Source organism: Campylobacter concisus (genome assembly GCF_050447505.1).
In the GTDB taxonomy this organism is placed as follows: domain Bacteria; phylum Campylobacterota; class Campylobacteria; order Campylobacterales; family Campylobacteraceae; genus Campylobacter_A; species Campylobacter_A concisus_BP.
Genome location: NZ_JALMFZ010000001.1, coordinates 1,241,461 through 1,262,631, shown reverse-complemented (window position 1 = coordinate 1,262,631; position 21,171 = coordinate 1,241,461). Strand labels below are relative to the sequence as shown.

The 21,171-nt window shown below is 39.1% G+C and carries 28 protein-coding genes; 12 read left to right on the top strand and 16 right to left on the bottom strand.

From position 1 onward, the window contains the following. Positions 1-111 precede the first annotated feature (111 nt). The 10 genes from modD to MTT09_RS06270 form a co-directional block, all read right to left on the bottom strand. Complete coding sequence (gene modD / locus MTT09_RS06315; protein ID WP_429803216.1) at positions 112-945, bottom strand: ModD protein; 834 nt, start codon at positions 943-945, stop codon at positions 112-114. A 1-nt stretch (position 946) separates the two neighbouring features. Next, entirely contained in the window at positions 947-1,204 is a 258-nt protein-coding gene (locus MTT09_RS06310) for a hypothetical protein (RefSeq protein ID WP_009293953.1), read from the bottom strand. 10 nt (positions 1,205-1,214) lie between these two features. Then, a complete protein-coding gene (locus MTT09_RS06305) occupies positions 1,215-2,678 on the bottom strand; it encodes an alanine/glycine:cation symporter family protein (RefSeq protein ID WP_035145198.1) in 1,464 nt (487 codons plus the stop codon). A 14-nt stretch (positions 2,679-2,692) separates the two neighbouring features. Continuing rightward, positions 2,693-4,783, bottom strand: coding sequence for a heavy metal translocating P-type ATPase (locus MTT09_RS06300; RefSeq protein WP_411160911.1), 2,091 nt, complete (start codon positions 4,781-4,783; stop codon positions 2,693-2,695). After that, the gene (locus MTT09_RS06295; RefSeq protein WP_012001864.1) at positions 4,752-5,072 is read right to left on the bottom strand and encodes a hypothetical protein; all 321 of its coding nucleotides are present in this window, start codon (positions 5,070-5,072) and stop codon (positions 4,752-4,754) included. The genes MTT09_RS06300 and MTT09_RS06295 overlap by 32 nt, the downstream gene beginning before the upstream one ends. Then, positions 5,072-5,386 carry a hypothetical protein gene (locus MTT09_RS06290; protein WP_012001863.1) on the bottom strand — a complete coding sequence of 105 codons (315 nt, stop codon included), beginning with the start codon at positions 5,384-5,386 and terminating at the stop codon, positions 5,072-5,074. Before MTT09_RS06290 ends, MTT09_RS06295 begins: the two co-directional genes overlap by 1 nt. Positions 5,387-5,395: 9 nt before the next feature. Beyond that, positions 5,396-5,707 (bottom strand): hypothetical protein, encoded by a 312-nt coding sequence (locus MTT09_RS06285; RefSeq protein ID WP_035142665.1) that lies wholly within the window; start codon positions 5,705-5,707, stop codon positions 5,396-5,398. A gap of 31 nt (positions 5,708-5,738) precedes the next feature. Beyond that, complete coding sequence (locus MTT09_RS06280) at positions 5,739-6,389, bottom strand: ferritin-like domain-containing protein (RefSeq protein WP_429803213.1); 651 nt, start codon at positions 6,387-6,389, stop codon at positions 5,739-5,741. Further along, positions 6,382-6,705, bottom strand: a complete 324-nt coding sequence (locus MTT09_RS06275; RefSeq protein WP_002942231.1) for an HMA2 domain-containing protein — start codon at positions 6,703-6,705, stop codon at positions 6,382-6,384. The genes MTT09_RS06280 and MTT09_RS06275 overlap by 8 nt, the downstream gene beginning before the upstream one ends. A 102-nt stretch (positions 6,706-6,807) precedes the next feature. Continuing rightward, positions 6,808-7,254 carry a Fur family transcriptional regulator gene (locus tag MTT09_RS06270; protein ID WP_107791734.1) on the bottom strand — a complete coding sequence of 149 codons (447 nt, stop codon included), beginning with the start codon at positions 7,252-7,254 and terminating at the stop codon, positions 6,808-6,810. Between the two features lie 150 nt (positions 7,255-7,404). Between MTT09_RS06270 and MTT09_RS06265 the strand changes: the two genes are divergently transcribed. Next, a complete protein-coding gene (locus tag MTT09_RS06265) occupies positions 7,405-7,614 on the top strand; it encodes a hypothetical protein (protein WP_002942234.1) in 210 nt (69 codons plus the stop codon). Between the two features lie 107 nt (positions 7,615-7,721). On the opposite strand, the gene MTT09_RS06260 is transcribed toward MTT09_RS06265, so the two are convergent. Beyond that, entirely contained in the window at positions 7,722-8,387 is a 666-nt protein-coding gene (locus MTT09_RS06260; RefSeq protein WP_429803210.1) for a lipid-binding SYLF domain-containing protein, read from the bottom strand. 117 nt (positions 8,388-8,504) lie between these two features. Here MTT09_RS06260 and MTT09_RS06255 point away from each other — a divergent pair, with 117 nt between their 5' ends. Further along, complete coding sequence (locus tag MTT09_RS06255; protein WP_107715132.1) at positions 8,505-9,113, top strand: trimeric intracellular cation channel family protein; 609 nt, start codon at positions 8,505-8,507, stop codon at positions 9,111-9,113. After that, positions 9,110-10,096 (top strand): SAM-dependent methyltransferase, encoded by a 987-nt coding sequence (locus tag MTT09_RS06250; RefSeq protein ID WP_429803207.1) that lies wholly within the window; start codon positions 9,110-9,112, stop codon positions 10,094-10,096. Before MTT09_RS06255 ends, MTT09_RS06250 begins: the two co-directional genes overlap by 4 nt. Here the strand turns inward: MTT09_RS06250 and ybaK are convergent. Continuing rightward, positions 10,085-10,567 (bottom strand): Cys-tRNA(Pro) deacylase, encoded by a 483-nt coding sequence (ybaK, locus tag MTT09_RS06245; RefSeq protein ID WP_021090136.1) that lies wholly within the window; start codon positions 10,565-10,567, stop codon positions 10,085-10,087. The two genes, MTT09_RS06250 and ybaK, sit on opposite strands and share 12 nt — an antisense overlap. 58 nt (positions 10,568-10,625) lie before the next feature. Here ybaK and fliL point away from each other — a divergent pair, with 58 nt between their 5' ends. The 4 genes from fliL (at position 10,626) to MTT09_RS06225 (ending at position 12,885) form a co-directional block, all read left to right on the top strand. Further along, positions 10,626-11,162, top strand: a complete 537-nt coding sequence (gene fliL / locus MTT09_RS06240) for a flagellar basal body-associated protein FliL (RefSeq protein WP_429803205.1) — start codon at positions 10,626-10,628, stop codon at positions 11,160-11,162. Next, positions 11,159-11,503: a holo-ACP synthase gene (gene acpS, locus MTT09_RS06235; protein ID WP_429803203.1), complete on the top strand. Its 345-nt coding sequence runs from the start codon at positions 11,159-11,161 to the stop codon at positions 11,501-11,503. The genes fliL and acpS overlap by 4 nt, the downstream gene beginning before the upstream one ends. A 114-nt stretch (positions 11,504-11,617) precedes the next feature. Further along, positions 11,618-12,235, top strand: a complete 618-nt coding sequence (locus tag MTT09_RS06230) for a hypothetical protein (RefSeq protein WP_429803201.1) — start codon at positions 11,618-11,620, stop codon at positions 12,233-12,235. Between the two features lie 14 nt (positions 12,236-12,249). Then, positions 12,250-12,885 (top strand): hypothetical protein, encoded by a 636-nt coding sequence (locus MTT09_RS06225; RefSeq protein ID WP_429803199.1) that lies wholly within the window; start codon positions 12,250-12,252, stop codon positions 12,883-12,885. 115 nt (positions 12,886-13,000) lie between these two features. On the opposite strand, the gene radA is transcribed toward MTT09_RS06225, so the two are convergent. Genes radA through MTT09_RS06205 form a run of 4 tightly spaced genes read right to left on the bottom strand, consistent with a single transcriptional unit; the run spans position 13,001 to position 16,172 of the window. Further along, positions 13,001-14,341 carry a DNA repair protein RadA gene (gene radA / locus MTT09_RS06220; protein WP_429803197.1) on the bottom strand — a complete coding sequence of 447 codons (1,341 nt, stop codon included), beginning with the start codon at positions 14,339-14,341 and terminating at the stop codon, positions 13,001-13,003. After that, positions 14,316-14,678, bottom strand: coding sequence for a VanZ family protein (locus MTT09_RS06215; RefSeq protein ID WP_012001849.1), 363 nt, complete (start codon positions 14,676-14,678; stop codon positions 14,316-14,318). The genes radA and MTT09_RS06215 overlap by 26 nt, the downstream gene beginning before the upstream one ends. Continuing rightward, entirely contained in the window at positions 14,671-15,537 is an 867-nt protein-coding gene (ftsY, locus tag MTT09_RS06210; RefSeq protein WP_429803195.1) for a signal recognition particle-docking protein FtsY, read from the bottom strand. Before ftsY ends, MTT09_RS06215 begins: the two co-directional genes overlap by 8 nt. After that, positions 15,537-16,172: a TlpA family protein disulfide reductase gene (locus tag MTT09_RS06205; RefSeq protein WP_429803193.1), complete on the bottom strand. Its 636-nt coding sequence runs from the start codon at positions 16,170-16,172 to the stop codon at positions 15,537-15,539. Before MTT09_RS06205 ends, ftsY begins: the two co-directional genes overlap by 1 nt. A 49-nt stretch (positions 16,173-16,221) precedes the next feature. On the opposite strand from MTT09_RS06205, the gene MTT09_RS06200 reads away from it, so the two are divergent. Genes MTT09_RS06200 through MTT09_RS06180 form a run of 5 tightly spaced genes read left to right on the top strand, consistent with a single transcriptional unit; the run spans position 16,222 to position 20,849 of the window. Beyond that, a complete protein-coding gene (locus MTT09_RS06200; RefSeq protein ID WP_429803191.1) occupies positions 16,222-16,866 on the top strand; it encodes a 5-formyltetrahydrofolate cyclo-ligase in 645 nt (214 codons plus the stop codon). Further along, entirely contained in the window at positions 16,787-18,340 is a 1,554-nt protein-coding gene (rny, locus tag MTT09_RS06195; RefSeq protein ID WP_034901872.1) for a ribonuclease Y, read from the top strand. The genes MTT09_RS06200 and rny overlap by 80 nt, the downstream gene beginning before the upstream one ends. A gap of 9 nt (positions 18,341-18,349) precedes the next feature. Further along, positions 18,350-18,946, top strand: a complete 597-nt coding sequence (locus MTT09_RS06190) for a lipid-binding SYLF domain-containing protein (protein WP_021085236.1) — start codon at positions 18,350-18,352, stop codon at positions 18,944-18,946. Continuing rightward, entirely contained in the window at positions 18,946-19,512 is a 567-nt protein-coding gene (locus MTT09_RS06185) for a DedA family protein (RefSeq protein WP_180996272.1), read from the top strand. The genes MTT09_RS06190 and MTT09_RS06185 overlap by 1 nt, the downstream gene beginning before the upstream one ends. Beyond that, on the top strand, positions 19,509-20,849 hold the full coding sequence (locus MTT09_RS06180; RefSeq protein WP_107944901.1) for a DUF945 family protein: 1,341 nt from the start codon (positions 19,509-19,511) through the stop codon (positions 20,847-20,849). Before MTT09_RS06185 ends, MTT09_RS06180 begins: the two co-directional genes overlap by 4 nt. The last annotated feature ends 322 nt before the right edge of the window (positions 20,850-21,171 follow it).

Below are 21,171 nucleotides of genomic sequence, written 5' to 3'. Positions count from 1 at the left end.
GGCTTCGCTTATTGATAGCACATGCGGATTAAAACTCTAATAAATTTTAAAAATTTGGTAGAGGCTTATTATTTGCTATAAAGGTTAATATGTATTTTTATATGTAAAATTTTACAAAATTTCAAGTCTTGCGCTGATGTCGGCAATGCCTTTTGAATACATTGCAGAAGTGACTATCGCATCGGCATTTGCATAATCTTTTGCATTTGATAAATTTACGCCACCAGCTGCTAGTATCATAGTATTTGGTGAAATTTCATCTCTTAAAGCTAGCACATTTTTGATAAGCTCTGGGCTAAATTTATCACACTGCACGACGTCACATTTTGCCTTTAAAAGCTTGTTTGCTTCGTCCAAATTTTCAGCTTCGACGCATATTTTTCGCTCGACCATTTTTGCTTTAAACTCTGGCAAATGTGAGATAAATTCATCAAAACTAGCATAGGCTTTTATGTGGTTTTTAAAGAAAAGAACGCTATCGCTAAGTCCAAGTCTGTGCATACCGCCACCGCCTTCAAGCACGGCTTTTACGCAAAATTTCTTTGCAAATGGGAAGCTCTTTCTTGTCGCTAAAACCTCGCATTTTTCATTGACGCTTTTTGCGGCTTTTACCATTTTGTTTGTGTAGGTTGCAATGGCACTGGCGTACTCTAGTGCAACTTGGGCCAGTTTCCAAGCCTTATGCACATCTTCGTAGCTGCCATAAATTTTTATGATCACATCGCCAGCCTTGCAAATTTGAGAGTTTTTGACAAAAATTTCGCTCTCGCAGCCAAGTAGCCTTGCTATGCTTGCTGCCACATCTACGCAGCTAATGCAAATTTCATCACGCGAGTAAATTTCAAGCGAGGCTTTTTTATCGATATTTTGAAGCGACGTTGTGAGGTCAAAGTAGGGTAGATCCTCATTTATGTAGTCTAAAATTTCAGCGTCGCTTAGTCTCATGTTACGCCTTTTTTGAAGCGGTTTTTGCTTTTACGATCATCTTTTTAAAGATGCCGTTGTCGTAAAGTCCAGCGTGGTAAAGCGCAAAGCATGTAAATGCGATGCCAGAAGCTACGTGAAATTTTTTAACAGATCTATTTTTCATAAAAAGTGCGCTTAGGCAAACAGATGCCAAAGTGACGCTCATGCCGACCTTTGCTACTTGTCTGTGGGTGTTTAGATCTAGTAGTTTGCCGCTTATCTTTATATCTTTTCCCAAATTTTCTCCTTTAGTTTTTGCTCCAGCAGCTTGTATTTTTGATGCCTAGACTCTCTGGGTCAAATTCTGGATTTTTACCAGCTTTTCTTTGAGCTTCGTAGTCTTTTATCGCTATTATCACCACTTTTGATAGCAAGAAAATGGCGATGATATTTATCGTAGCCATAGCTGCCATCGTGATATCAGCGATGTTCCAAGCTAGTTTTAAGTTCATCTGAGCGCCTATAAATATCATAATCACTGCTGTGATCTTAAATGCTAGCGTTAAATTTTTGCTTTTTGTTAGAAATTTCATATTTGCCTGTGCGTAGTAGTAGTTGCCGATGAGCGATGTGATGGCAAATAGCACTACTGCAAGGGTTGTAAAGTGTAGCCCAAAGTCGCCAAAATACTCTTTCATCGCTGCTTGAACAAGAGGTAGGGCAGTTAGCACTTCGCCACTTACGCCAGTTTGTTTTGTGAGATATGCCTGAGAAAAAAGCACGATCATACCAGAGGCGACGCATATCGTCATATCGATAAAAACAGCCATTGCTTGCACTAGCCCTTGTTTGACTGGGTGGCTTGTGTGAGCAGCAGCCGCTGCATTTGGCGCTGAGCCCATGCCAGCCTCGTTTGAAAAAAGTCCTCTTTTTATACCTATTACGATCACGCTTCCAGCAAATCCACCAAAGATCGCTTTAAAATCAAAGGCGCTTTCTATGATCATCTTGATGACGGCTGGAATTTCTTTGAAATTTAAAACGATCGCGATGATAGCTAGCAAGATGTAAGTAAGCGCCATGAAAGGCACGATATATGAGCTAACTTTGCCGATGATGTGACTTTTGCTAAAAAACATCACAGCTGTAAATGCTGTAAGGATAAGTCCGATGCCAATAGGCAAGCCACTTTGTGCAAAGGTGATGTTGCTGCCTGCTTTGTCGTAGTAAATTTCAAAAGCGGAGGTCATGGTGTAGCTTTGAAGTCCATTAAAGCCATAAGCATAGGTGATGATGAGGATGATAGCAAACAAAGAGCCAAGCCACTTTATGCCAAGCCCGTTTTTGATGTAGTAGGCTGGACCGCCTTTAAAGCCAAAGACATCTTTGGTCTTATAAATTTGAGCTAGAGTACTCTCAATAAAGGCTGAAGCTGAGCCTAAAAATGCCATCAAACACATCCAAAAAAGTGCTCCAGGGCCACCTGCGACGATGGCAGCTGAAATTCCAGCAATGTTGCCGATGCCAACGCGCGAAGCAGTCGAGATCATCAGCGCTTGAAACGGCGTTAGATGGTGCTTGTTATACTTATCCTTTTTCTCTACCAGAACTCTGCAAGCCTCAAAGAACATCCTAAACTGCACAAAACGGGTAAGGTAGCTAAAGTAAATTCCTGAAGCTACAAGGATGATAACCAAAAAATATCCATATAAAAAGTCGTTGGCTACATCCATTTTGCCGTTTAAAAAGTTTAAGAAATTCTCAAACACCATCTATCCTTTCAAATTTATTTTGACTTGATCTTAACGCCCTTCATTGAGTTGAGCAGAAGCCAGATCGTCGTGCCATTGTGAAGCATGGCAGTTGCTATTGGATTTAGCATGCCAAGCGTTGCGGCACTTAGTATGGCTGTATTTACACCAACGGTCGAGCGGAAATTTGAGCTAATTAACTTCATAGTTTTATTAGCAAGCTCTTTTGCAAGCGCTACACTCATGATGTCATCTTTTAAAAGGCTTATATCAGCCGTTGCTTTAGCGATATCAGCACCTTTGTGCATGCTGATGCCAACATTTGCTTTTGTTAGGCTTGGCGCGTCATTTATGCCATCGCCTACAAAAGCGACCTTTTTGCCCTCACTCTTTAGCTCTTCGATGATCGCTGCTTTGTCTGTTGGTAAGCACTCAGCATATACTCTATCAAGCCCTAGCTCGCGCGCTACCTCTTCAGCTTTGCTCTTTATGTCGCCACTTAGCATAACTATCTCTTTCACGCCAAGATTTCGTAGTTTTGCCACCATATCTTTAGCGTTTGCTCTCATATCATCTTTCATAGCGATCACACCAACAAGCTCTTTGTCGTATCCTACATAAAGCAGGGTTAAACCGCTTTGTAAAGCCTTATTTATAAGTGCTTCGTGAGCTTTAAAGCTTATCATCTCATCATCTTCTAAAAAGTGCCTACTGCCGATAACGACCTCTTTGCCGTGCATCGCAGTTTTTACACCGTGAGCTACGATAAATTCAACTTCGTCGTGATGGATATGGCTAAATCCACGCTTGTTTGCAGCCTCAACTATCGCTTCAGCTACTGGGTGGAAGTAGTGCTCCTCGGCACTTGCGGTTAAATTTAAGATATCAGCCTCTGAAAATCCATCTTTAAAAGAGTAAATTTCAACCACGCTTAGGCGTCCGTGAGTTAGAGTGCCGGTTTTGTCAAAGACAAAGGTATCTACCGAGCTTAGAGCCTCGATCGCCTTTGCGCCTTTTATGAGGATGCCGTTTCTGCCGGCTTTTGAGATGCTTGACTTAAACGCAACTGGCGTAGCAAGCTTAAGCGCACAAGAGTAATCAGCTTGAAGCACGCTTGCAACGCTGTTCATATTTTTGTTTATAACATACGAAAGCCCAGCAAGAGAGAGTGTCACTGGCACTAGCTTATCAGCTAGTTTTAGAGCTTTTACGCCGATGGCTGATTTTTCATTAAGTGAAGTTTGGATGTACTCTTTGATCCTTGCGGTTGCGGTGTCGCTACCTACGTTTTCAGCCCAAATTTTGATCCTGCCCTCATCGACAACAGTGCCGCTTATAACGCGGTCGCCTCTAGCTTTTGCCACAGGCTCGGCTTCTCCAGTCATTGAGACTTGATTGACGTCAGCATTGCCCTCGACGATGTAGCCATCAACGCCTATCGTCTCGCCAGCTCCGACTACTACGATGTCGCCTTTTTTTAAATTTTCGGTTTTTACCTTTTCAAGCGTCTTTTCACCGTTTAAATTTCGCTCAACCCAGACCTCTTCGATGTTTGGTTTGGCTAGCTCTTTGATGAGATCATCACTTCTGTGGCTAGCACTTTCTTCCATGTATTCGCCGATATTTATCATTAAATTTGTGCTATTTGCAGCCAAATGATCGCCCATTGCAAGGCTTGTGCCAATAGCTGTTGCTTCAAGCACTTTTGATGTGATGCCCTCATGCCTTAGCTCTTTTGCGCCTTCTATTAAATTTGGAGCTGTGGCGTAAAGAGTCACGGCTGATTTTAGAGTTTTGTTGCTCATAAATGGCGTTACACCAAGTGCAGCAGCAGCTTTGTAGATATTTGCTTTGCTAGGCAGGCTCTCATCTTTTGGCTTGGTTGGAAAATCATAGCTTTTTATAAAATCTAAAATTTTCTCATAGCTCTTATCAAACTCGACGACGATGCTCTTTGCGTATTTATTTACACGCACACTTTTTGCATCGGTTCGCTCTGAGATCGCAGCCTCGATGGCGCTGACATCGCTTCTAGCGTTTAGGCTCTCGCAAATAAACCTTGCTCTATTTTTGCTCTTATGAGCTAGAGTGACCTTATTTTTGTGAGTCAAGTTCAGCTTTGACATCTTCAAAACGCTCTTTTAGTTCTTCTATGCCAGCGTTTATTAGCTCGCCACCTTTGATGATCGCTTTAAATACGCACTCTTGTGCCTTTGGATTAGTTAGCACATAAGCTGCTATGCCGCCTAAAAGTAGGCCTTTCACAAAGCCAGCTGCGTTAAAATTTTCAGGTACAAATGGTAAATTTTGAGCTGCATTGTTTATTGCATTATCAACTGCACTTGGCTGAGTTGCTGCTGCGTCATTTGCTGCTACTTCGTTTGCGTTTTCTTCATTGATATAAGGGTTATTCATTATTTACTCTCCAATTTTATTAGTTCTTCAGCTATCAAAAGACCGCCGATGCCAGCTGCTGTGAAAGCTGCTGCGTTTAGATATTTTTTTTGTGCTATCAAATTTGAAGCGTGAATGCCAACAGCACCTACAAAACCGCCTGTTACAGCGTATTTTACTATCTTCTTAGCGACATCTTTTTTAGTTGCTCTGTTGTTTAGATAGTCGTTAAAGCCAAGTGCAGCTGCACCCATGCCAGCGATTAAGGCTCCGCTGATGAAGTGATCAAACGGAAGCCTTGTATTTGAAAGCGTAAAAAGATTATTTTCTTGCATTCTCTATCCTTAAGCTATATCGTTTGGTGTGATAGCTTTTGGAGCTGCTGGCTTTTTAGCGCGTGGTTTTCTTGTTTTTTTAACCACTTTTTCAGCCTCTTTTTCTACTTTTTTAGCGCCGCGTTTTGCTTTTTTCTCTTCTTTTACCATGAAGTCTTTTGCGTCTTTTGCGACATTTTTGCCTTTTTTGTAAAGATCTTTTGCAGCCTCTTTGCCTTTGTCTAGGCCGTCTTTTGCACACTCTTTGATCTTATCTCTTTTACTCCAAGCAACTACTGCTAAACCGCCTACTGCTAAACCTGCTAAAAATGGTAATGCCATTTTAAATCCTTTCTTTGTTTGATTTTGTAAATTATTCATCTTCTTCATCCTTATTTAAATTTTTGCTAACTACTGAAATGCCTAATGCCCCAAGTGCAAGCCCGCTAAAAAACGAGAAATTTGGATTATTGGTTATCTTTGCCAACTCGCTTTTATCAGCCTTGCCACTTGCGATATTTTGCAAGCTTTTAGTTATCTCATTAAAGTCATTTTGATAGCTTTCTAAAATATTTGCTATGCCATTTTGCTCAAAATTTTGTGAAATTTCATTTAAATTTAGCTCATTTTTTGCCACAGCTCCACTATAAATTTCTTTTAAGCAGTGCTTTAAAGAGGTGATATATTCGTTATTTGAAGTAGCCCAAAGTCTAAAAAATAGATCTTTTAGCTCCTCATCATCTAAGCTTTCACAAAATTTCTCATACATTTTGTTTAGCTCATTTTCATAGTTTAGTGCCTCTATCAGCGCATCTTCTTTATTTTTTGCTGGCAAAAAGATAGCTTCATTTTCGCAAACAAGCTCATACTCGTGCGCACTTGCAAATTTCTCTATCAATATGATCGCATTTTTTCTCACGCTTGCGATTTGATCAAACACTTCGCCAAACGAAGCTAGGCCTTCATATAACCTAAGTGCGTTTTTTTCGCTCGTATAAGAGGCGTTTAAAAGCTCGTTAAGCATATTTTACTTCTCTTGCTACTTCATTTACTTTAGCTGAAATTTCTTCTAAATTTTGCCCTTTTAAGAGATCCTCCCAGAGATTTTTAGGGAAAATTTCGTGGTCATATTCGATCGTTACAGAGCCGATTATCTTGTTAAATTTAACATTTTTTATGCCATTTATCTGAGCGATCATATCATCTAAACTAGCTAAATTTACGCTACTGCTTAGCTCTTTGATCTTTGGGCTAACCCTTACTCTTAGTCTGCCATTTGTGTGAGCTATCATCGAAAAATAGCTTGCAACTTGTGCTAAAGTTTGTGTTTTTATATCCATTTTCATCCTTTTATTTTGTCTGCGTATTATCTAATCTGTAACTTAAACAAATCTGAAATTTTTTTGTCTTTCATTATCAAAAAGCAAAATGAAATGATAAATTTAAATCCCATTTTTTGCTTGGCAATCACTGCAAATTCCATAAAGTATCATCTTATGAGACTCTGCACTAAATGATCTTTGGCTACAAATTTGCTCTTGCCTTTGCTCTATCATCTCATCTTCAAAATCAACCACTTTGCCACAAATTTCACAGATCAGGTGATCGTGAGAGGATTTTAAATTTAGCTCGTAATTTTTAACACCATTTTGTTCAAAACTATTTGCCAAATGGTGCTCTTCAAGAAAATTTAAAAAGGTATATATAGAAGTCATTGAAATTTCATTTTTGTAAGTTTCATAAATTTTTTGGCAAATTTCTTGAGCATTTAGATGCGACTTGCTAGCAAAAAGCACACGCAAAATTTGCTCTTTTATCTCAGAGCCTTTTTGACCAAAAGCTTTTAAAAACTCGTTAAAATGCTTGTAAAATAGTTCAAAGTCTTCCACAAAATCCCTATCAAATTGATAATGAATGTAAAGATTTTACAACTTTTCTACTAAAAAATGCATAAAATTTATTACAAATTCTAAGTAAAGTATTTTATAAGCTTCTTTTGGTATAGTTTCGCATTTTTTAAATCAGAATTAAGGAACGAAATGACTTACGACGAGCTAGAATTAGACGCCGTTTTGTTAGAGGTTTTGGAAAATAGAGGCAGCTTTGACTCGATGGATGACGAAGAGCTTTATGAGCTTATCGAGCAAGTCGCGCAATACACTGACGGCGACTACGAAGAGGCGTTTGAATATATGACTCAATTTTCTCCAATCCCTAAAAAACGCTTTGTATCACTATTTATGGTTTAGCAAAAGGCTAAGCCATAATCTTGCTAAATTTATAAACTAAAATTTCAAAAATCTTTAAAATGTAAAAAAGAGCTTGACTCTTCTAAAAGAGCCAAGATATGAGGTTATTATAAGAAGTATTTTGATATTATCTCTTTAAATTTGATTGTGTATTTACTAGCTTTTGGGCTGTTGTTGTAGATATCTTCAAATTCATACATTCTATCGTAGTAGTCGTTTGTATCTTGTGCGTTTATCTTAAGTCTTGCCACATCTAAGCTAACGCCAACAAAAGCTCCGCTAGTCTTGCCACGCTCCTCGACAAATGCTGAAATTTCAGGCAAATCACTAGCTATCGCCACTTCGTTACCAACGCCGCCAGTTGCTTCTGCTTTTAGACTGATTGTATCTTTTGCGTTAAACAAGCTTGCGTAGGCTTCTGAGTTTTTAAACAAAATGATCATATCAGCTGAGCTATATCCTAGCTGAAGTCCGATGCTGCCAGATGTGTAATTTACAAAAAATGGGCTTGACCACTCGCCATCGTCGTTTTTAGCGATAAATACTCCTCTGCCTTTTGAGCCAGTGATGATCGCGCCTGCTTTTGTCACGTCTGGGATTATAGCTATGGCTTTGATGCCTGTAAATTTAGTATTTGGTTTTAAATTTCTAGTGCCAAAAGCATTTAAAATGTTTATCGCATTTTTTAATTTTTGATTTTGAATCACATCAGCGTTTAAATTTAACGCAAAAAATGAGCCGATCAAAAAGAGCAAAGCTAAAAGTTTTTTCATCAAATTTCCTTATTTAAAATTTTTGTTATTATAGCCTAAAATAAACTATTATTTAAAAATTTATTAATGAAATTTTATGAGATTTCATTATAAAATGCCCATTTTTAAGGAAAAAATATGAGCTTAATACTTTTTGTAGAATACGTCGGTATCGCATCAGCTGCGCTTAGTGGCTTTTTGTTTGCAGTAAAGAGGGAGTGTGACTGGCTTGGCGTCTTTTTGTCCGCATTTTTGACCGCGCTTGGAGGCGGTATCATGCGTGATATGCTCGTTGGCAGGGCGGTTTATTCATTCACTCACTATATGCCAGTAAGTGTTGTCATCTTTATGCTTGTCGCATCCAGGATCACAAATTTACATATAAAAAGAGAGGGCTTGGAGAAGAAATTTGTCTTTATCTTTGCCGACGCGATCGACGTCATCTGCTTTTCTATCGTTGGGGCAATGGTTGCCATCGAGTATAGCTACAACATCTTTGGCGTCATGATGATCGCCTTTTTTAACGGCGTTGGCGGCGGTATCTTAAGAGATATCTTGCTAAATGAAGTCCCATGGTTTTTGCGCACCGGACTTTACGGCACGATAAGCCTTGGCGTGGGGCTTGCCTACTTTATCCTCTATCATCTGGGCCTTACCAACATATTTTTTACCATGCTTTTGCTTGCTGCTGGCATAACGGTCAGGATGTTTGCATTTTATAGAGGCTGGAAGCTGCCTGATCTATGAAATTTAGCGAGTTTTTTGATATCTGGGTCAATGAAAACTACTATAAATTTGGCGTGGATATCGGTAAAAAAGGTGATTTTTACACAAATGTAAGCGTTGGCTATCTCTTTGGCGCCTGCCTTGCAAACTACTTTTTAAAGCTACTCAAAAACGGCGAAATCTCTAGCTCTTGCAAGGTCGTGGAGATCGGCGCAAACTCGGGTGATATGCTAGCTGACTTCGCACAAGGCATCTTTACGCTTGAGCCAAAAATTTTGCCAAATTTAGAGTTTATCATCATCGAACCTCATGAAATTTTACGTAAAAAACAGCTTGAGACATTTAAAAATCGCTTTAGTGACGAGGTTAGAGTAGGGCACTATGAAAATTTAGGTGAGTGCTCGTTTGATGAAATTTTTGTCATATCAAATGAGCTACTTGACGCATTTAGCTGCGAGGTGATAGATGAGCAAAATATGCTTTTTGTGGATGATGAACTAAAATTTCACTGGCAAAAGGCGGATCAAAATTTACTAGCTCTTGCAAAGAAATTTGGCATAAAAAAGGGCGAGATATCAACCGGCTACGCTAAATTTGCGCTTCAGCTTGCAAATGCGGCAAAAAAGGTGAGATTTTTAAGCTTTGACTACGGCGAATTTGAGCCAAAAAATGAATTTAGTCTAAGAGTTTTTAAGGATCATCAAGTTTTTTCATTGTTTAAAATTTCAAACCTTGCGCCATATTTTAAAAGTTCAGATCTAACTTATAGTCTTTGTTTTAAGCAGGTAAAAGAGGCTTTTTGCGAGGCTGGCTTTTTGATGCTAAAATTTAAAAAACAAAATGATGCTTTGGTTTGCGACTTTGGTGTGGATGAAATTTTATCTTTGGTACTTGAAAAAGGCAGCAAGCAAGCCTATGAAAATGCTGCAAAACAGGCAAAATTTCTACTCTCACCTGAGTTTTTAGGCGAGAAGTTTAAATTTATAGAGTTTTTAAAGAGCTAGTCTGGCGATATCAGCGTAATCCGCCTCACAAGCCTTCAAAAGGTCATTTGGAGCTATCTTTATCTGCTTGCCTCTTACTCCAGCGCTTACTAGCACGTACTCTTGCTCTTTTGCTCGCTCATCGATGAAGGTCGCAAAGTGCTTTTTCATAGCAAGTGGCGAGCAGCCGCCTCTGATGTAGCCGGTGATCTTTTCTAGGTCTTTTAAATTTATAAGCTCGCAGCGCTTAGCTCCGCATGCATGAGCAAGTGCTTTTAGATCAAGCTCCAGATCGCCTTGCAAGCAAGCAACGACAAAATTTTTAGGCTCGCACTGACAGACGATCGTCTTATAAATTTGCTTTATATCTTGCTTGGTGCTAGCTGCTACGTGAACGGCTGAAAGATCGTTTAGATCGACTTCGTACTCAAGTATCTCATACTCTATTTTTAGCTTGTCTAAAAGCCTAGCAGCATTGGTTTTATGTATCATCTTTTCTCATTTTTGTGAATTTTTTGTATAATTATAGCCAAAACTTAAAGGAGGAAAGATGGCTGAAGAAGTTGAAGAGAAAAAAGCAAAAAAAGGTGGCAATGGCGCTTTGATGATAATCATCATCGTGATATTTGTTTTATTGCTAGTTATCGGAGGGCTAGTGGCGTTTTTGATGCTTAGTTCTGACGAGCCAAAAGAGGCAAATATGGCGCAAACACCAGCTCAGACTCAAACTCAGTCTGCACCCGCTCAAAACAAAGCAAAACGCGGTGGCAACGACTATTCGAATATGGGACCGATATATCCGCTCGATCAGTTTGTCGTAAATTTACTTAGTGAAAATGGCTCGAGATTTCTTAAAACTAAGATCGATTTGGAGCAAAGCGACGAGCTACTAACAGCCGAGCTTGATAAGAAAAAGGCACTTTTAAGAGATATCATCATAAGAACGCTCTCTTCTAAAACTTACGAAGAAGTAAGCACTGCAAAGGGCAAGGATAGACTAAAAGACGAGATCGTAGGCAAGCTAAATGAAGTGCTAAATGATGGCTACATCAAAAACATATTTTTTACTGATTTTGTGGTGCAATGATAGGCATCGATATCGTTAAGATAGATAGGATTTCAAGACTTAAGGCTCGTCACGGCGAGCTTTTTTTAAAGAGATTTTTAAGTGACAGCGAGATCGCGCTAGCAAAAAATGATACGACTTTGGCTGGATTTTGGGCGGCCAAAGAAGCAGCTAGCAAAGCCCTTGGTGTGGGCATCAGCAAAGAGTGTGGCTTTTTAGACATTATGCTCAGTAAAGACGCAAAAAACGCACCGAAGATAAAATTTAGCCCAAGAATTTATACAAGCTTTAATATCAAAGAAGCAAGCCTTAGTATAACCCACGACGGTGGATTTGCCATAGCCGCAGTGATGATCGTGTGAAATTTATCTGCTTTAAGAATAGTCTATTTTTGTATACTTGAGCCGCTAAATACTTGCAAAAATTTAAAGAAGTTTTTACTAAAAAGAAATTTGAAAGTTAATTGAGGAGCTTAAGTGATAGTAAGATGCATAAAAGTCGATGATGAACAGTGGGGTTTTAGACTTTATAAAAAATATACAGTTTATGCTTTACGCTTTGAAGAGACAAAGGTTAGCTTTCTTATTTATGATAACAATAGATGGTATCCATTCTTTTACGATTCTAAATATTTTGAAATTTTAGATAACTTTGCGCCAAGTTCTTGGAGACTATCAAAAGGCAGTCGTACCACTATCGTTGCATACGAAGAAATGGCATCTAGCTTTGATAGTTACTATTTTGACTTAGTAGATATAAAGCCCTCTGTTATAGAAAATTTTATGCAAAGAAAAAGAGAGATTGATAAAGAAGTTGTGCAAAATAGACTTAACAATGACATAGAGTTAAAGTTAAAGGCTATAAATGACTTTCAAACACTAGGCAAGATATCTGACTTTAAACTAAATTTTGAACATCAGCTAGTTAAAATAAACATAAATATTGACAATAAAACAAGATATGAATATTTAAAAAATAGCGGTCAAAGCTGGTGTTATATGAAGCTAGATGACGGCAAATTTGAAGCGATGACAAGCGTTGATAGGCTAAATTTTATACTTAAAAGAGCTATTGAATTTATAGAGATGACATAATCTAAAGGATAAATTTGAAAGTAAAACTAAAAGCAGGCGTTGATATTTCATCGCTTGAGCTTCGCGAGTTAAGTGTATTTGATAGGCTTAAAAAAGATACTATTTATGATGTCTTGCTGATGGAGATGTATGAAGGCAAGGTAAAATTTATCATCGTGTATAACAAGGATGATTTTGATGGTATTTGCGGATTTAATGCCGAGCTTTTTGATATTATTGATGGCAGTATCCCAAATAGTTGGAATGTTGTTAGGATAGACGATGTCTTAAGCATTGCTCCAAAAAATATTAATTATGAAAATTTTTGGTCGGATTTGCAAGAAATTTTTGAAGATGATCTAAATTTTAGAGAAAAAGAGAATAGATACCATTTTGCGTTCAGAAATTATGTAGTTGAGTTTGCTGGTTTTATTGATTTTAAAATTTATAAAAGCGAATTTAGAAAAATCTTTAACGACTATCAAGACCCAAGCATTAAAGCTACCGGAGTAGATACACAAGCAGATGGCTACGTCGTTTGTCCGCATTGCTACAACGCAGAGCAGGTAAGTGCAGAACTAGGCGTCATAAAGTGCGAAAAATGCCACCAAGAGTATAACAATCCACTTGCTAAAATTTGTCCAAGTGGGATAGAAGTGGTTGTTGAGTAAATTTAAGTGTTTTTATAAAAGCTTATACGCCCCAAAATTATATCAGCTCGTTTGTGAGTGATAAGGTTTTTAAAATATTTTTAAAAACCTGCTTATTCATAAATTTAAACTATCTCTACATCCACTCAAGCACTTGCGTGATATCTTTGGCGTAAAAGCACTTTAGACCTTGCGTGTCAAGCGGTTTGTTTGGGATGATGGCATTTTTAAATTTCTGCGTTTTTGCCTCTTTTAGTCGCTGATCGAGATTGAAAATTTCTCTTATCTCGCCGTTTAGACTTAGCTCGCCGATGAAGACGCTGTCCTTGCTGATAGGGCGGTTTTTGAAGCTGCTGATTATCGCTGCGATGACGGCTAGATCGGCCGCAGTCTCGCTTATCTTAACGCCACCTGAAACATTTATAAAGACGTCGTAGTGCCCAAGTGGAATTTCAAGCTTTCGCTCAAGTAGGGCTAGCAGCATATCTAGGCGGTTTCTCTCAAAGCCAGTCGAGCTTCGCTTTGGATAGGCGCTTTCGCAAACAAGTGCTTGAATTTCGATGCTAAGCGCCCTTGAGCCCTCCATTATGATGGTGATCGCGCTCCCACTCATCGCCCCGCCACGTGTGAAAAATTTGCTTGAGACCTCATTTGCGCTCACCAGTCCGTGCTGGCTCATCTCAAATATACCAACCTCGCTCGTCGAGCCAAAACGGTTTTTAAATCCACGTAAAATTCTCAGCTCTCTGCTTGCATCACCCTCGAAATAAAGCACCACATCGACCATATGCTCAAGCACTCTAGGTCCCGCGATCGAGCCCTCTTTGGTTATGTGTCCGATGATGAAAACGCAGATATTTTGGCTCTTTGCAAGTCTCATCAGCTCAAATGTGATCTCACGAACCTGCGTGATCGAGCCTGGCGCGGAGGTTATATTTTGGCTATAAAGCGTTTGAATGGAGTCAATGACTAGCACCTTATAGTCGCTCTTTTGCACTTCTAGCAGGATATCTTCTAGGCAAATTTCAGTTAGTAGGTATAAATTTTTATCCACAGCATTTAGCCTGTTGGCTCTCATTTTTATCTGGCTTTGGCTCTCTTCGCCGCTTACGTAGAGCGTTTTTTTGCCATCTTTTGCTAAATTTGAGCCGATTTTTAGAAGCAGGGTTGATTTGCCAATTCCCGGGCTGCCGCCTATTAAAACAAGCGAGCCCTCGACCACGCCACCACCAAGAACAAGGTCTAGCTCGCTATCTTTGGTGCTAAATCTCGTAAAATTTTGAATTTCAACTTCGTCGATGCTTATGGCTTTACTGGGTGTGCCACTGCTTTTTGCTATTTCTTTACTTATCTTTATCTCTTGTTGGCTAAGCTCGACAAAGCTATCCCAAGCCCCACATTGTGGGCATTTGCCCAGCCACTTTGCTTGTTGATTACCGCAGGCTTGACACTCAAAAACTGGCTTTGCTTTTGCCATAATATATCCTTTTTAAAATTTCAACTACTATCACTCCAAAAGCCGCTCCGATCATGTCTGCTACGATGTCAAGCAGGCTAAAGCTCCTATTTGGTAAAAATGCCTGAACGAGCTCTATTTGCACTCCAAAGGCTAAAAGTAGGGCTAAATTTTTTAAAATTTTAAACTCATAGCCAAGGTAGAGCAGTATATAAAGGACGAAAAAAGCTAAAAAATGGTTTGCTTTGTCCCACGAATTTTCGATGATCGCGGGACTTTTTGGAGTAAATGCAAGAATATCAATCGCCAAAAGAGCAGCGAAAAAGCAAATTTTACTAAGAAATTTTACCCTACTCAAAAATGGCGTCCATCAGCTCATCTAAAAACTCGTCTGGGTTAAATTTGATGATATCATCCATGCTCTCGCCAACGCCTATATAAAATATAGGTAGTTCAAGCTCTCTTGCCACGCCAAATAGCGCTCCGCCCTTTGCAGTACCGTCAAGCTTTGTGATGATGACGCCATCAAGCGCGACGATATCGTTAAATGCCTTTGCCTGCGCGACGCCAGCGTTGCCCTGCGTGCCATCAAGGATGAGGATCTTGCGGTGAGGCGCCTTTTCGTAGGCTTTTTTGCTGATACGAACGATCTTATCAAGCTCGTTTGCTAAATTTGTCTGGTTTTGAAGCCTGCCAGCCGTGTCTAAGATGACGCGGTCGATGCCTTTTGCAAGAGCCGAGCTGATCGTGTCGTAAGCCACAGCTGAAGGATCATGCCCTTGCTGGGTGGCGACTATTGGCACATTTAGTCTGATTGACCATTGGCGAAGCTGCTCGATCGCCCCAGCTCTAAATGTATCACAAGCGCCCAAAATGACGCTTTTGCCGTTATTTTTATATAAATTTGCTAGCTTTGCGATGGTTGTCGTCTTTCCAGCGCCATTTACGCCAAGGATGAGATCGACAAATGGCTTATCAGGCTCGATCACACGCTCCTTTTCGTAGATAAAATAGCTACTCATAACGCGTCTAAGATCAGCTCTGCTCACTTCATCTTGCGGCGGCAAGTAGTATAAAATCTCCTCCACGATCTCGTAAGCCACGTCAGCTTCTAGTAAAATCTCTTCTAAGCTCTCTTTGTCGATCTTTTTTGACTTTTTAGCCGAGCTTATCGCTCCAAAGGTCTTTTCAAAGCCTCTTTTCAAAAACTCAAGCATTATTTTATGGCCCTATTTATGTCAGTTTCAAGCATCTCTTCAGGCACAAGACCGATGTAGCCTTGAGCGTAGTCGCCATTTGCTTTAAAAAGTGCAGATGCAGGGAGTCCTTTGATGCCGCCCATCGCCTTTTCAAATAAGAAATTTCCCTCGCCAACTGCGATGTCGTATTTGATCTTATATTTTTGAGCAAATTCTTTAACTTCGTCTTCGCTCTTGTCTTCAAGCAAGACAGCAACAATGTTTAGCTCGTTTTTAAATTTCTCACTTAGGTTGTTTAAAGATGGGATCTCAGCCTTGCAAGGTGGGCACCAAGTGGCGAAAAATACATAAAGTGTCGCTTTTTTCCCATCTTTTACGTCAAAGCCGTTGCTTCTTTTTGTGATCTGCATAGTTGTGCCGTTAAGCAGTTTTAGGCTTATATCTTTTACTTCGTCGCTTTGTGCGCTCTCGCTTATCTTTGGTGTGAGCGTATCTTTGCTTAAATTTTCATCTTTGCTGGCATTTTCTTCTAAATTTTTACTTTGCACAGCTGGCTCGCTAGTGTTTTGCTCGCTCTTTTGGCTTTTGTCGTCGCCGCATCCGAAAAATGCAAAAAGACAAAGTGATGTTATAATTGCGCGTTTTAGTGTCATAAATTTCCTTTTGAAAAATGTTTCAGGATTATACAAGAAAGAGCATAAAATGAGCGTTAATTTAGAAAAAAACGAATTTAGAAAAAATGCAAGAGCAAATTTGATAAAGCTCACTAAATTTAGAGCAAAATGCAAGCATTATAAGGCGGTAAAAACACTTTTAAATTTGATAAATTACACAAATTCTAAAAAGGTGCTATTTTATTTGCCACTTAACTACGAAGTCGATGTGCTTAAAATAAGACGAAATTTATCACATAAATGTGAAATTTTTGCCCCTTTTATGGTAGGTCTTAGCTTAGAGATGGTAAGATTGCGACTGCCATTTCTAACTTATAAATTTAATGTCAGACAGCCATCTGGCAAAAAAATGAATAATGTTAAACTCGATATGGCGGTAGTTCCAGCCATTGGGGTTGATGGAGCTATGGCAAGGATAGGGCACGGAAAAGGATTTTACGATAGATTTTTTGACACTTTGCCCGTTAAGCCAAAACTGATAGTTTTCTTAGAGGTAAAAGACTTCTACACCAAAGATGTGCTCTCGCAGGCGCACGATGCGGTAGGAGACTTTTATATAACCCCAAGCAAAAATTATATAAAAAGAGGAATAAATGATAGAGGTTTTAATAGGCTTAGGAGCCGGTGTGGTGGGCGTTGGAGCAGGGTATCTCTACGCCAAAAAGATAAATGATGCAAACTACAATATATTTTTAGAGCAGGCAAAAGCAAAGGCAAAAGCTATCGAGTATGAAGCTGAGCTAACGCTTAAAAACTCTAAAATTTCAGTGCAAGAGGCTGAATTTGAGGCCAAAAAAAGATACGATGACAAGACGACAAAGCTTCAAAAAGAGTATGCAAGTAAATTTGATGAGCTGACCAAAAAAGAGAAAATTTTGCTAAATGAGCAAGAGCTTTTAAACGAGAGCAAAGAGCTTTTTGAAAAAGACAAGCAAGATGCAAAGGTCACTTACGAAGAGGGTTTAAATTTAAAAGCGACTTATCAAAACAAAGTAGAAGAGGCGATAAGAGTGCTTGAGCACGCTGCTGGTTTAACGGAGGAAGAGGCAAAAGAGGTCGTGCTTAAAAAGGTCGAAGAGAAGTCACGCGCCGACATCGCTCACATCGTTAGAAAGTACGAAGAAGAGGCAAAAAGAGAGGCTAAAAAGAGGGTTAATTATATCTTGGCGCAGGCTACGTCAAGATTTGCTGGAGAATTTGCGGCTGAACGTCTGATAAATGTCGTAAATATCAAAAACGATGAACTAAAAGGTAGGATCATCGGCAAAGAGGGACGTAACATCAAAACCCTTGAAATGGTGCTTGGCGTTGATATCATCATCGACGATACCCCGCACGCGATCATACTAAGTAGCTTTAACCTTTACAGACGTGCGATCGCTACAAGAGTGATCGAACTTTTAGTGGAGGATGGCAGAATTCAGCCTGCGAGGATAGAAGATCTTCACAAAAAAGTAACTGAAGAATTTGAGCAAAGCATACAAGAAGAGGGTGAGAATATCGTCATGGACCTTGGTCTAAATAAAATTCATCCAGAGATAGTAAAATTAATAGGCAAGCTTAAATTTAGAGCAAGCTACGGTCAAAATGCCCTTGCCCACAGCCTCGAAGTAGCTCACCTTGCTGGCATCATCGCAGCTGAGTGTGGTGGAGATGAGAAGCTAGCAAAACGAGCTGGCATACTTCACGACATCGGCAAGGCGCTAACTCACGAGTACGAGGGCAGCCACGTCGATCTTGGAGCTGAAATTTGCAAACGCTACAAAGAGCATCCAGTCGTCATCAACGCGATCTATGCTCACCATGGCCACGAAGAGGCTACAAGTATAGAAAGTGCTGCTGTTTGCGCAGCTGACGCACTAAGTGCAGCTCGTCCAGGAGCAAGACGCGAGGTGCTTGAGAGCTTCCTAAAACGTGTTGAAGAGATCGAAAACATCGCAAAAAGCAAAGAGGGTATCAAACAAGCTTATGCGATCAATGCTGGCCGTGAGATCCGCGTCATCGCAAATGCTAAACTTATAAACGACGATGAGGCAGTGCTTGTGGCAAAAGAGATCGCTCAAGAGATCGAGAGTAAGGTGCAGTATCCTGGTGAGATAAAAGTAAGTGTCATCAGAGAGACTCGCGCTGTTGATTTTGCGAAATAACGGCAAGATATGAAATTTCTTTTATCATTAATAATGTTTTTCTCGCTTGGCTTTGCTAGCGAGGAGCTCGTGCTAGACTCGGCAAATTCGTTTATAACGACGATGAGAGGCGCTAGAAACGCTCCTATAAAAGAGCTCATCGAGCAGTCAAAAGCGACGATCATCTTTCCAAGTGTAAAAAAAGTCGGTTTTGTGGTCGGTGGCATGGGCGGAGATGGCATCATGGTCGTTGGCAACATCAACTCGCCAAGTGAAATTTTGCCAGTTAGTATAAGTGGCGGCAGTATCGGCATCCAGCTTGGTTATGAAGATAGCTCGCTTGTGCTATTTATATTTAAAGATAGCATTATCTACGACATAAAAGACGCCAAGATCACGCTTGATACGAAGCTTTCAGTGGCATTTGGCGATATCGGGCGCAATTATAATAAAGTAAGTGATTTTAAATTTTCAAGCGACATCTACGCATACGCTGCAAATGATGGATTTTTCGCAGGAGCAAGCTTTGGCGGAGCAGTGATAAGCGCAAAGGATGAAATTTTAAAACAAAGTGGCTACGCATACGAGCAGCTAATATCTTCAGCTTCTAAGCTTTTGGGGCAATGATGCAAGATATTATAAACTCAATCTCAACTTACGGCTACATCGTGCTATTTTTATATAGCCTTGGTGGCGGCATGGTAGCACTTATTGCCGCTGGGATATTAAGCTTTGCTGGTAAGATGGACATCACTCTTAGCATAATCGTCGCTGCCGTGGCAAACACGATCGGCGATACTTTGATCTTTTACGTCGCAAGGTTTAATAAAAGCTCGCTTATGCCTTATGTTAAAAATCACAAAAGAAAGCTTGCCTACGCTGGAATTTTGGCTAAAAAGCATGGCGATAAGATAATATTTATCAAAAAATTTATCTACGGCGTCAAAACTTTGGTGCCTATCGCACTTGGACTTACAAAATACTCTTTTTATAAATTTAGTGTTATAAATTTGATCTCTTCAGTGCTTTGGGCAGTGATCGTCGGTCTTGCAAGCTATAAAGCAGGGGATTATTTTATGAGTGTGAGTAACTATCTTGGCGAGCATGGCTATATCATGCCACTTGCCATGGTTGGCTTGTTATTAGGTATCTGGTTATTTTTACAACACATTACAAAAAGGAGAAAAGCATGAAAAAGGTGATATCTGCTCTAATCGTAGTTATCGTGATCGTCGCAGGCGCTGTTTATTTCGCCTCAAACAAGGTCGAGGAGAACTATCAAAGGATAGTTGATAGACTAAATGATGTAAATGGCTTTAAAGTTTCAGAAAACAGCTATCAAAAAGGCTTTTTTGGCTCAAAAGGATCGTTTGATCTTATCGTTTCAAAGGATCTTTTGAAAAATTTAGCCGGCAAAGATGTAGATGAGGATCTAAATTTTAAGGTAGAAAATGAGATTTCTCACTCAGTGCTTGCATTTGTAAATGGCTTTGACATCGACTCAAAAATTTCTATACAAAATGAAGCGATAAAAAATATCGTAGCTTCATTTCTTGGATCAAACGTCGTCGCAACGGCTAAAACAAAGGCTAGCGTGAGTGGCGATAAAGATGTAAAAGTTAAATTTAGTGACATTGACTTTAGTGACAAGCAAACTATGAACGTTCATACAAAGGATGTGAAATTTGGCTTGAAACTGGACGCAAAAGATAATGTAAATAGCGCAAACTTGGGTCTTGAGAAAGTTTCATTAAAAGACCTTAACGAAGAAAATAAAGCAGAAGTTAATCTTGAAGGCGTCGATATAGATACAAGCTACACTGTGCCAGTTGAAATTTCAAAGATATTTGAGAGCAAACTAGCCCCTTACGTAGCAAAAGCTAAGATCAAAAAACTAGCATTATTAGATGAAAAAGATGGTAATGTTGCTTTAGATGATCTTGAGTATAGCTCGAAATTTGAAGTCTCAAATGATCTTGGTAGCTCAAATGATGTAGTGAAGATAGGTGCAGTTGCTGTTAATAAAGTGAAATTTACAGATTTTATCTTAGATAGCAAAATAGCAAATATCAATGTGCCAACTATAAATAATATACTTGATAGACTAAGTAATGTAAATGTTGATACAAATGATAGTATCTTTGCTGGGTTAAATTTGGACGAAGTAATGGGTCAAATTTTAGAGAAAAATCCAAGTGTGAAAGTGGATACATTAAGCTTTAAAAATGGCAATAATGCGATAAATTTAAAACTAGATGCTGCTATCAATGGCTTTAAAAGCGGAGAAAGTCAGCTTGCGATCTTTGATAAGCTATCACTTAATGGTGAGCTAAGCGCGGATGAGAGTTTGGCTAAATTTTTTGATACGCTCTTCCCTGAGATGACTCTTATCGAGCCAACACTTATATCTGCTGGATATTTAAAAGAAGATGGCAAAAAAGTAGTAAGTAAATTTAAGTACGATCCAAATAAAAAAGATATTATTTTTAATGAAAAGGTTGGACTTCAAAATTTATTTATGGGCTTTTAAAAAATAGCCTGATTTTTATCTGCTTTTAAGCATCACTTCTATATACTTCACTTTCTGTTTTGCAGAACGCAGAGCAGAAAGTTCTTTTAACTTACAATTGTTAAACTATTAGTCAATCTTTGAAATCTAAACAAGTGATCGATTGAGCCAGTCTATTATGATTAAATAATAGATTAGACAAACTAATATAAAAACTAAAAGTTTTTTTGATTAAAAACTTCATAATAAATACTAAAAGCAATTTTAGTAAAAACATTATTACTAGATTGCATTAGCAATCTTAGTCTTTAGTGTTGCTTCTTAGTAAAGCTTTGCTTTACGT

What these genes read in the sequence shown, in the direction of transcription:
- MTT09_RS06200 (WP_429803191.1), top strand. Translation starts at nt 16,222, where the DNA reads ATGAGCGTTAATTTAGAAAAAAACGAATTTAGAAAAAATGCAAGAGCA.
- ftsY (WP_429803195.1), bottom strand. Translation starts at nt 15,537, where the DNA reads ATGCTTGAGTTTTTGAAAAGAGGCTTTGAAAAGACCTTTGGAGCGATA.
- MTT09_RS06205 (WP_429803193.1), bottom strand. Translation starts at nt 16,172, where the DNA reads ATGACACTAAAACGCGCAATTATAACATCACTTTGTCTTTTTGCATTT.
- MTT09_RS06280 (WP_429803213.1), bottom strand. Translation starts at nt 6,389, where the DNA reads ATGCTTAACGAGCTTTTAAACGCCTCTTATACGAGCGAAAAAAACGCA.
- MTT09_RS06180 (WP_107944901.1), top strand. Translation starts at nt 19,509, where the DNA reads ATGAAAAAGGTGATATCTGCTCTAATCGTAGTTATCGTGATCGTCGCA.
- MTT09_RS06275 (WP_002942231.1), bottom strand. Translation starts at nt 6,705, where the DNA reads ATGGATATAAAAACACAAACTTTAGCACAAGTTGCAAGCTATTTTTCG.
- radA (WP_429803197.1), bottom strand. Translation starts at nt 14,341, where the DNA reads ATGGCAAAAGCAAAGCCAGTTTTTGAGTGTCAAGCCTGCGGTAATCAA.
- modD (WP_429803216.1), bottom strand. Translation starts at nt 945, where the DNA reads ATGAGACTAAGCGACGCTGAAATTTTAGACTACATAAATGAGGATCTA.
- MTT09_RS06265 (WP_002942234.1), top strand. Translation starts at nt 7,405, where the DNA reads ATGACTTACGACGAGCTAGAATTAGACGCCGTTTTGTTAGAGGTTTTG.
- MTT09_RS06185 (WP_180996272.1), top strand. Translation starts at nt 18,946, where the DNA reads ATGCAAGATATTATAAACTCAATCTCAACTTACGGCTACATCGTGCTA.
- rny (WP_034901872.1), top strand. Translation starts at nt 16,787, where the DNA reads ATGATAGAGGTTTTAATAGGCTTAGGAGCCGGTGTGGTGGGCGTTGGA.
- MTT09_RS06260 (WP_429803210.1), bottom strand. Translation starts at nt 8,387, where the DNA reads ATGAAAAAACTTTTAGCTTTGCTCTTTTTGATCGGCTCATTTTTTGCG.
- MTT09_RS06305 (WP_035145198.1), bottom strand. Translation starts at nt 2,678, where the DNA reads ATGGTGTTTGAGAATTTCTTAAACTTTTTAAACGGCAAAATGGATGTA.
- MTT09_RS06290 (WP_012001863.1), bottom strand. Translation starts at nt 5,386, where the DNA reads ATGCAAGAAAATAATCTTTTTACGCTTTCAAATACAAGGCTTCCGTTT.
- MTT09_RS06300 (WP_411160911.1), bottom strand. Translation starts at nt 4,783, where the DNA reads ATGTCAAAGCTGAACTTGACTCACAAAAATAAGGTCACTCTAGCTCAT.
- fliL (WP_429803205.1), top strand. Translation starts at nt 10,626, where the DNA reads ATGGCTGAAGAAGTTGAAGAGAAAAAAGCAAAAAAAGGTGGCAATGGC.
- MTT09_RS06295 (WP_012001864.1), bottom strand. Translation starts at nt 5,072, where the DNA reads ATGAATAACCCTTATATCAATGAAGAAAACGCAAACGAAGTAGCAGCA.
- MTT09_RS06285 (WP_035142665.1), bottom strand. Translation starts at nt 5,707, where the DNA reads ATGGCATTACCATTTTTAGCAGGTTTAGCAGTAGGCGGTTTAGCAGTA.
- MTT09_RS06190 (WP_021085236.1), top strand. Translation starts at nt 18,350, where the DNA reads ATGAAATTTCTTTTATCATTAATAATGTTTTTCTCGCTTGGCTTTGCT.
- MTT09_RS06255 (WP_107715132.1), top strand. Translation starts at nt 8,505, where the DNA reads ATGAGCTTAATACTTTTTGTAGAATACGTCGGTATCGCATCAGCTGCG.
- ybaK (WP_021090136.1), bottom strand. Translation starts at nt 10,567, where the DNA reads ATGATACATAAAACCAATGCTGCTAGGCTTTTAGACAAGCTAAAAATA.
- acpS (WP_429803203.1), top strand. Translation starts at nt 11,159, where the DNA reads ATGATAGGCATCGATATCGTTAAGATAGATAGGATTTCAAGACTTAAG.
- MTT09_RS06250 (WP_429803207.1), top strand. Translation starts at nt 9,110, where the DNA reads ATGAAATTTAGCGAGTTTTTTGATATCTGGGTCAATGAAAACTACTAT.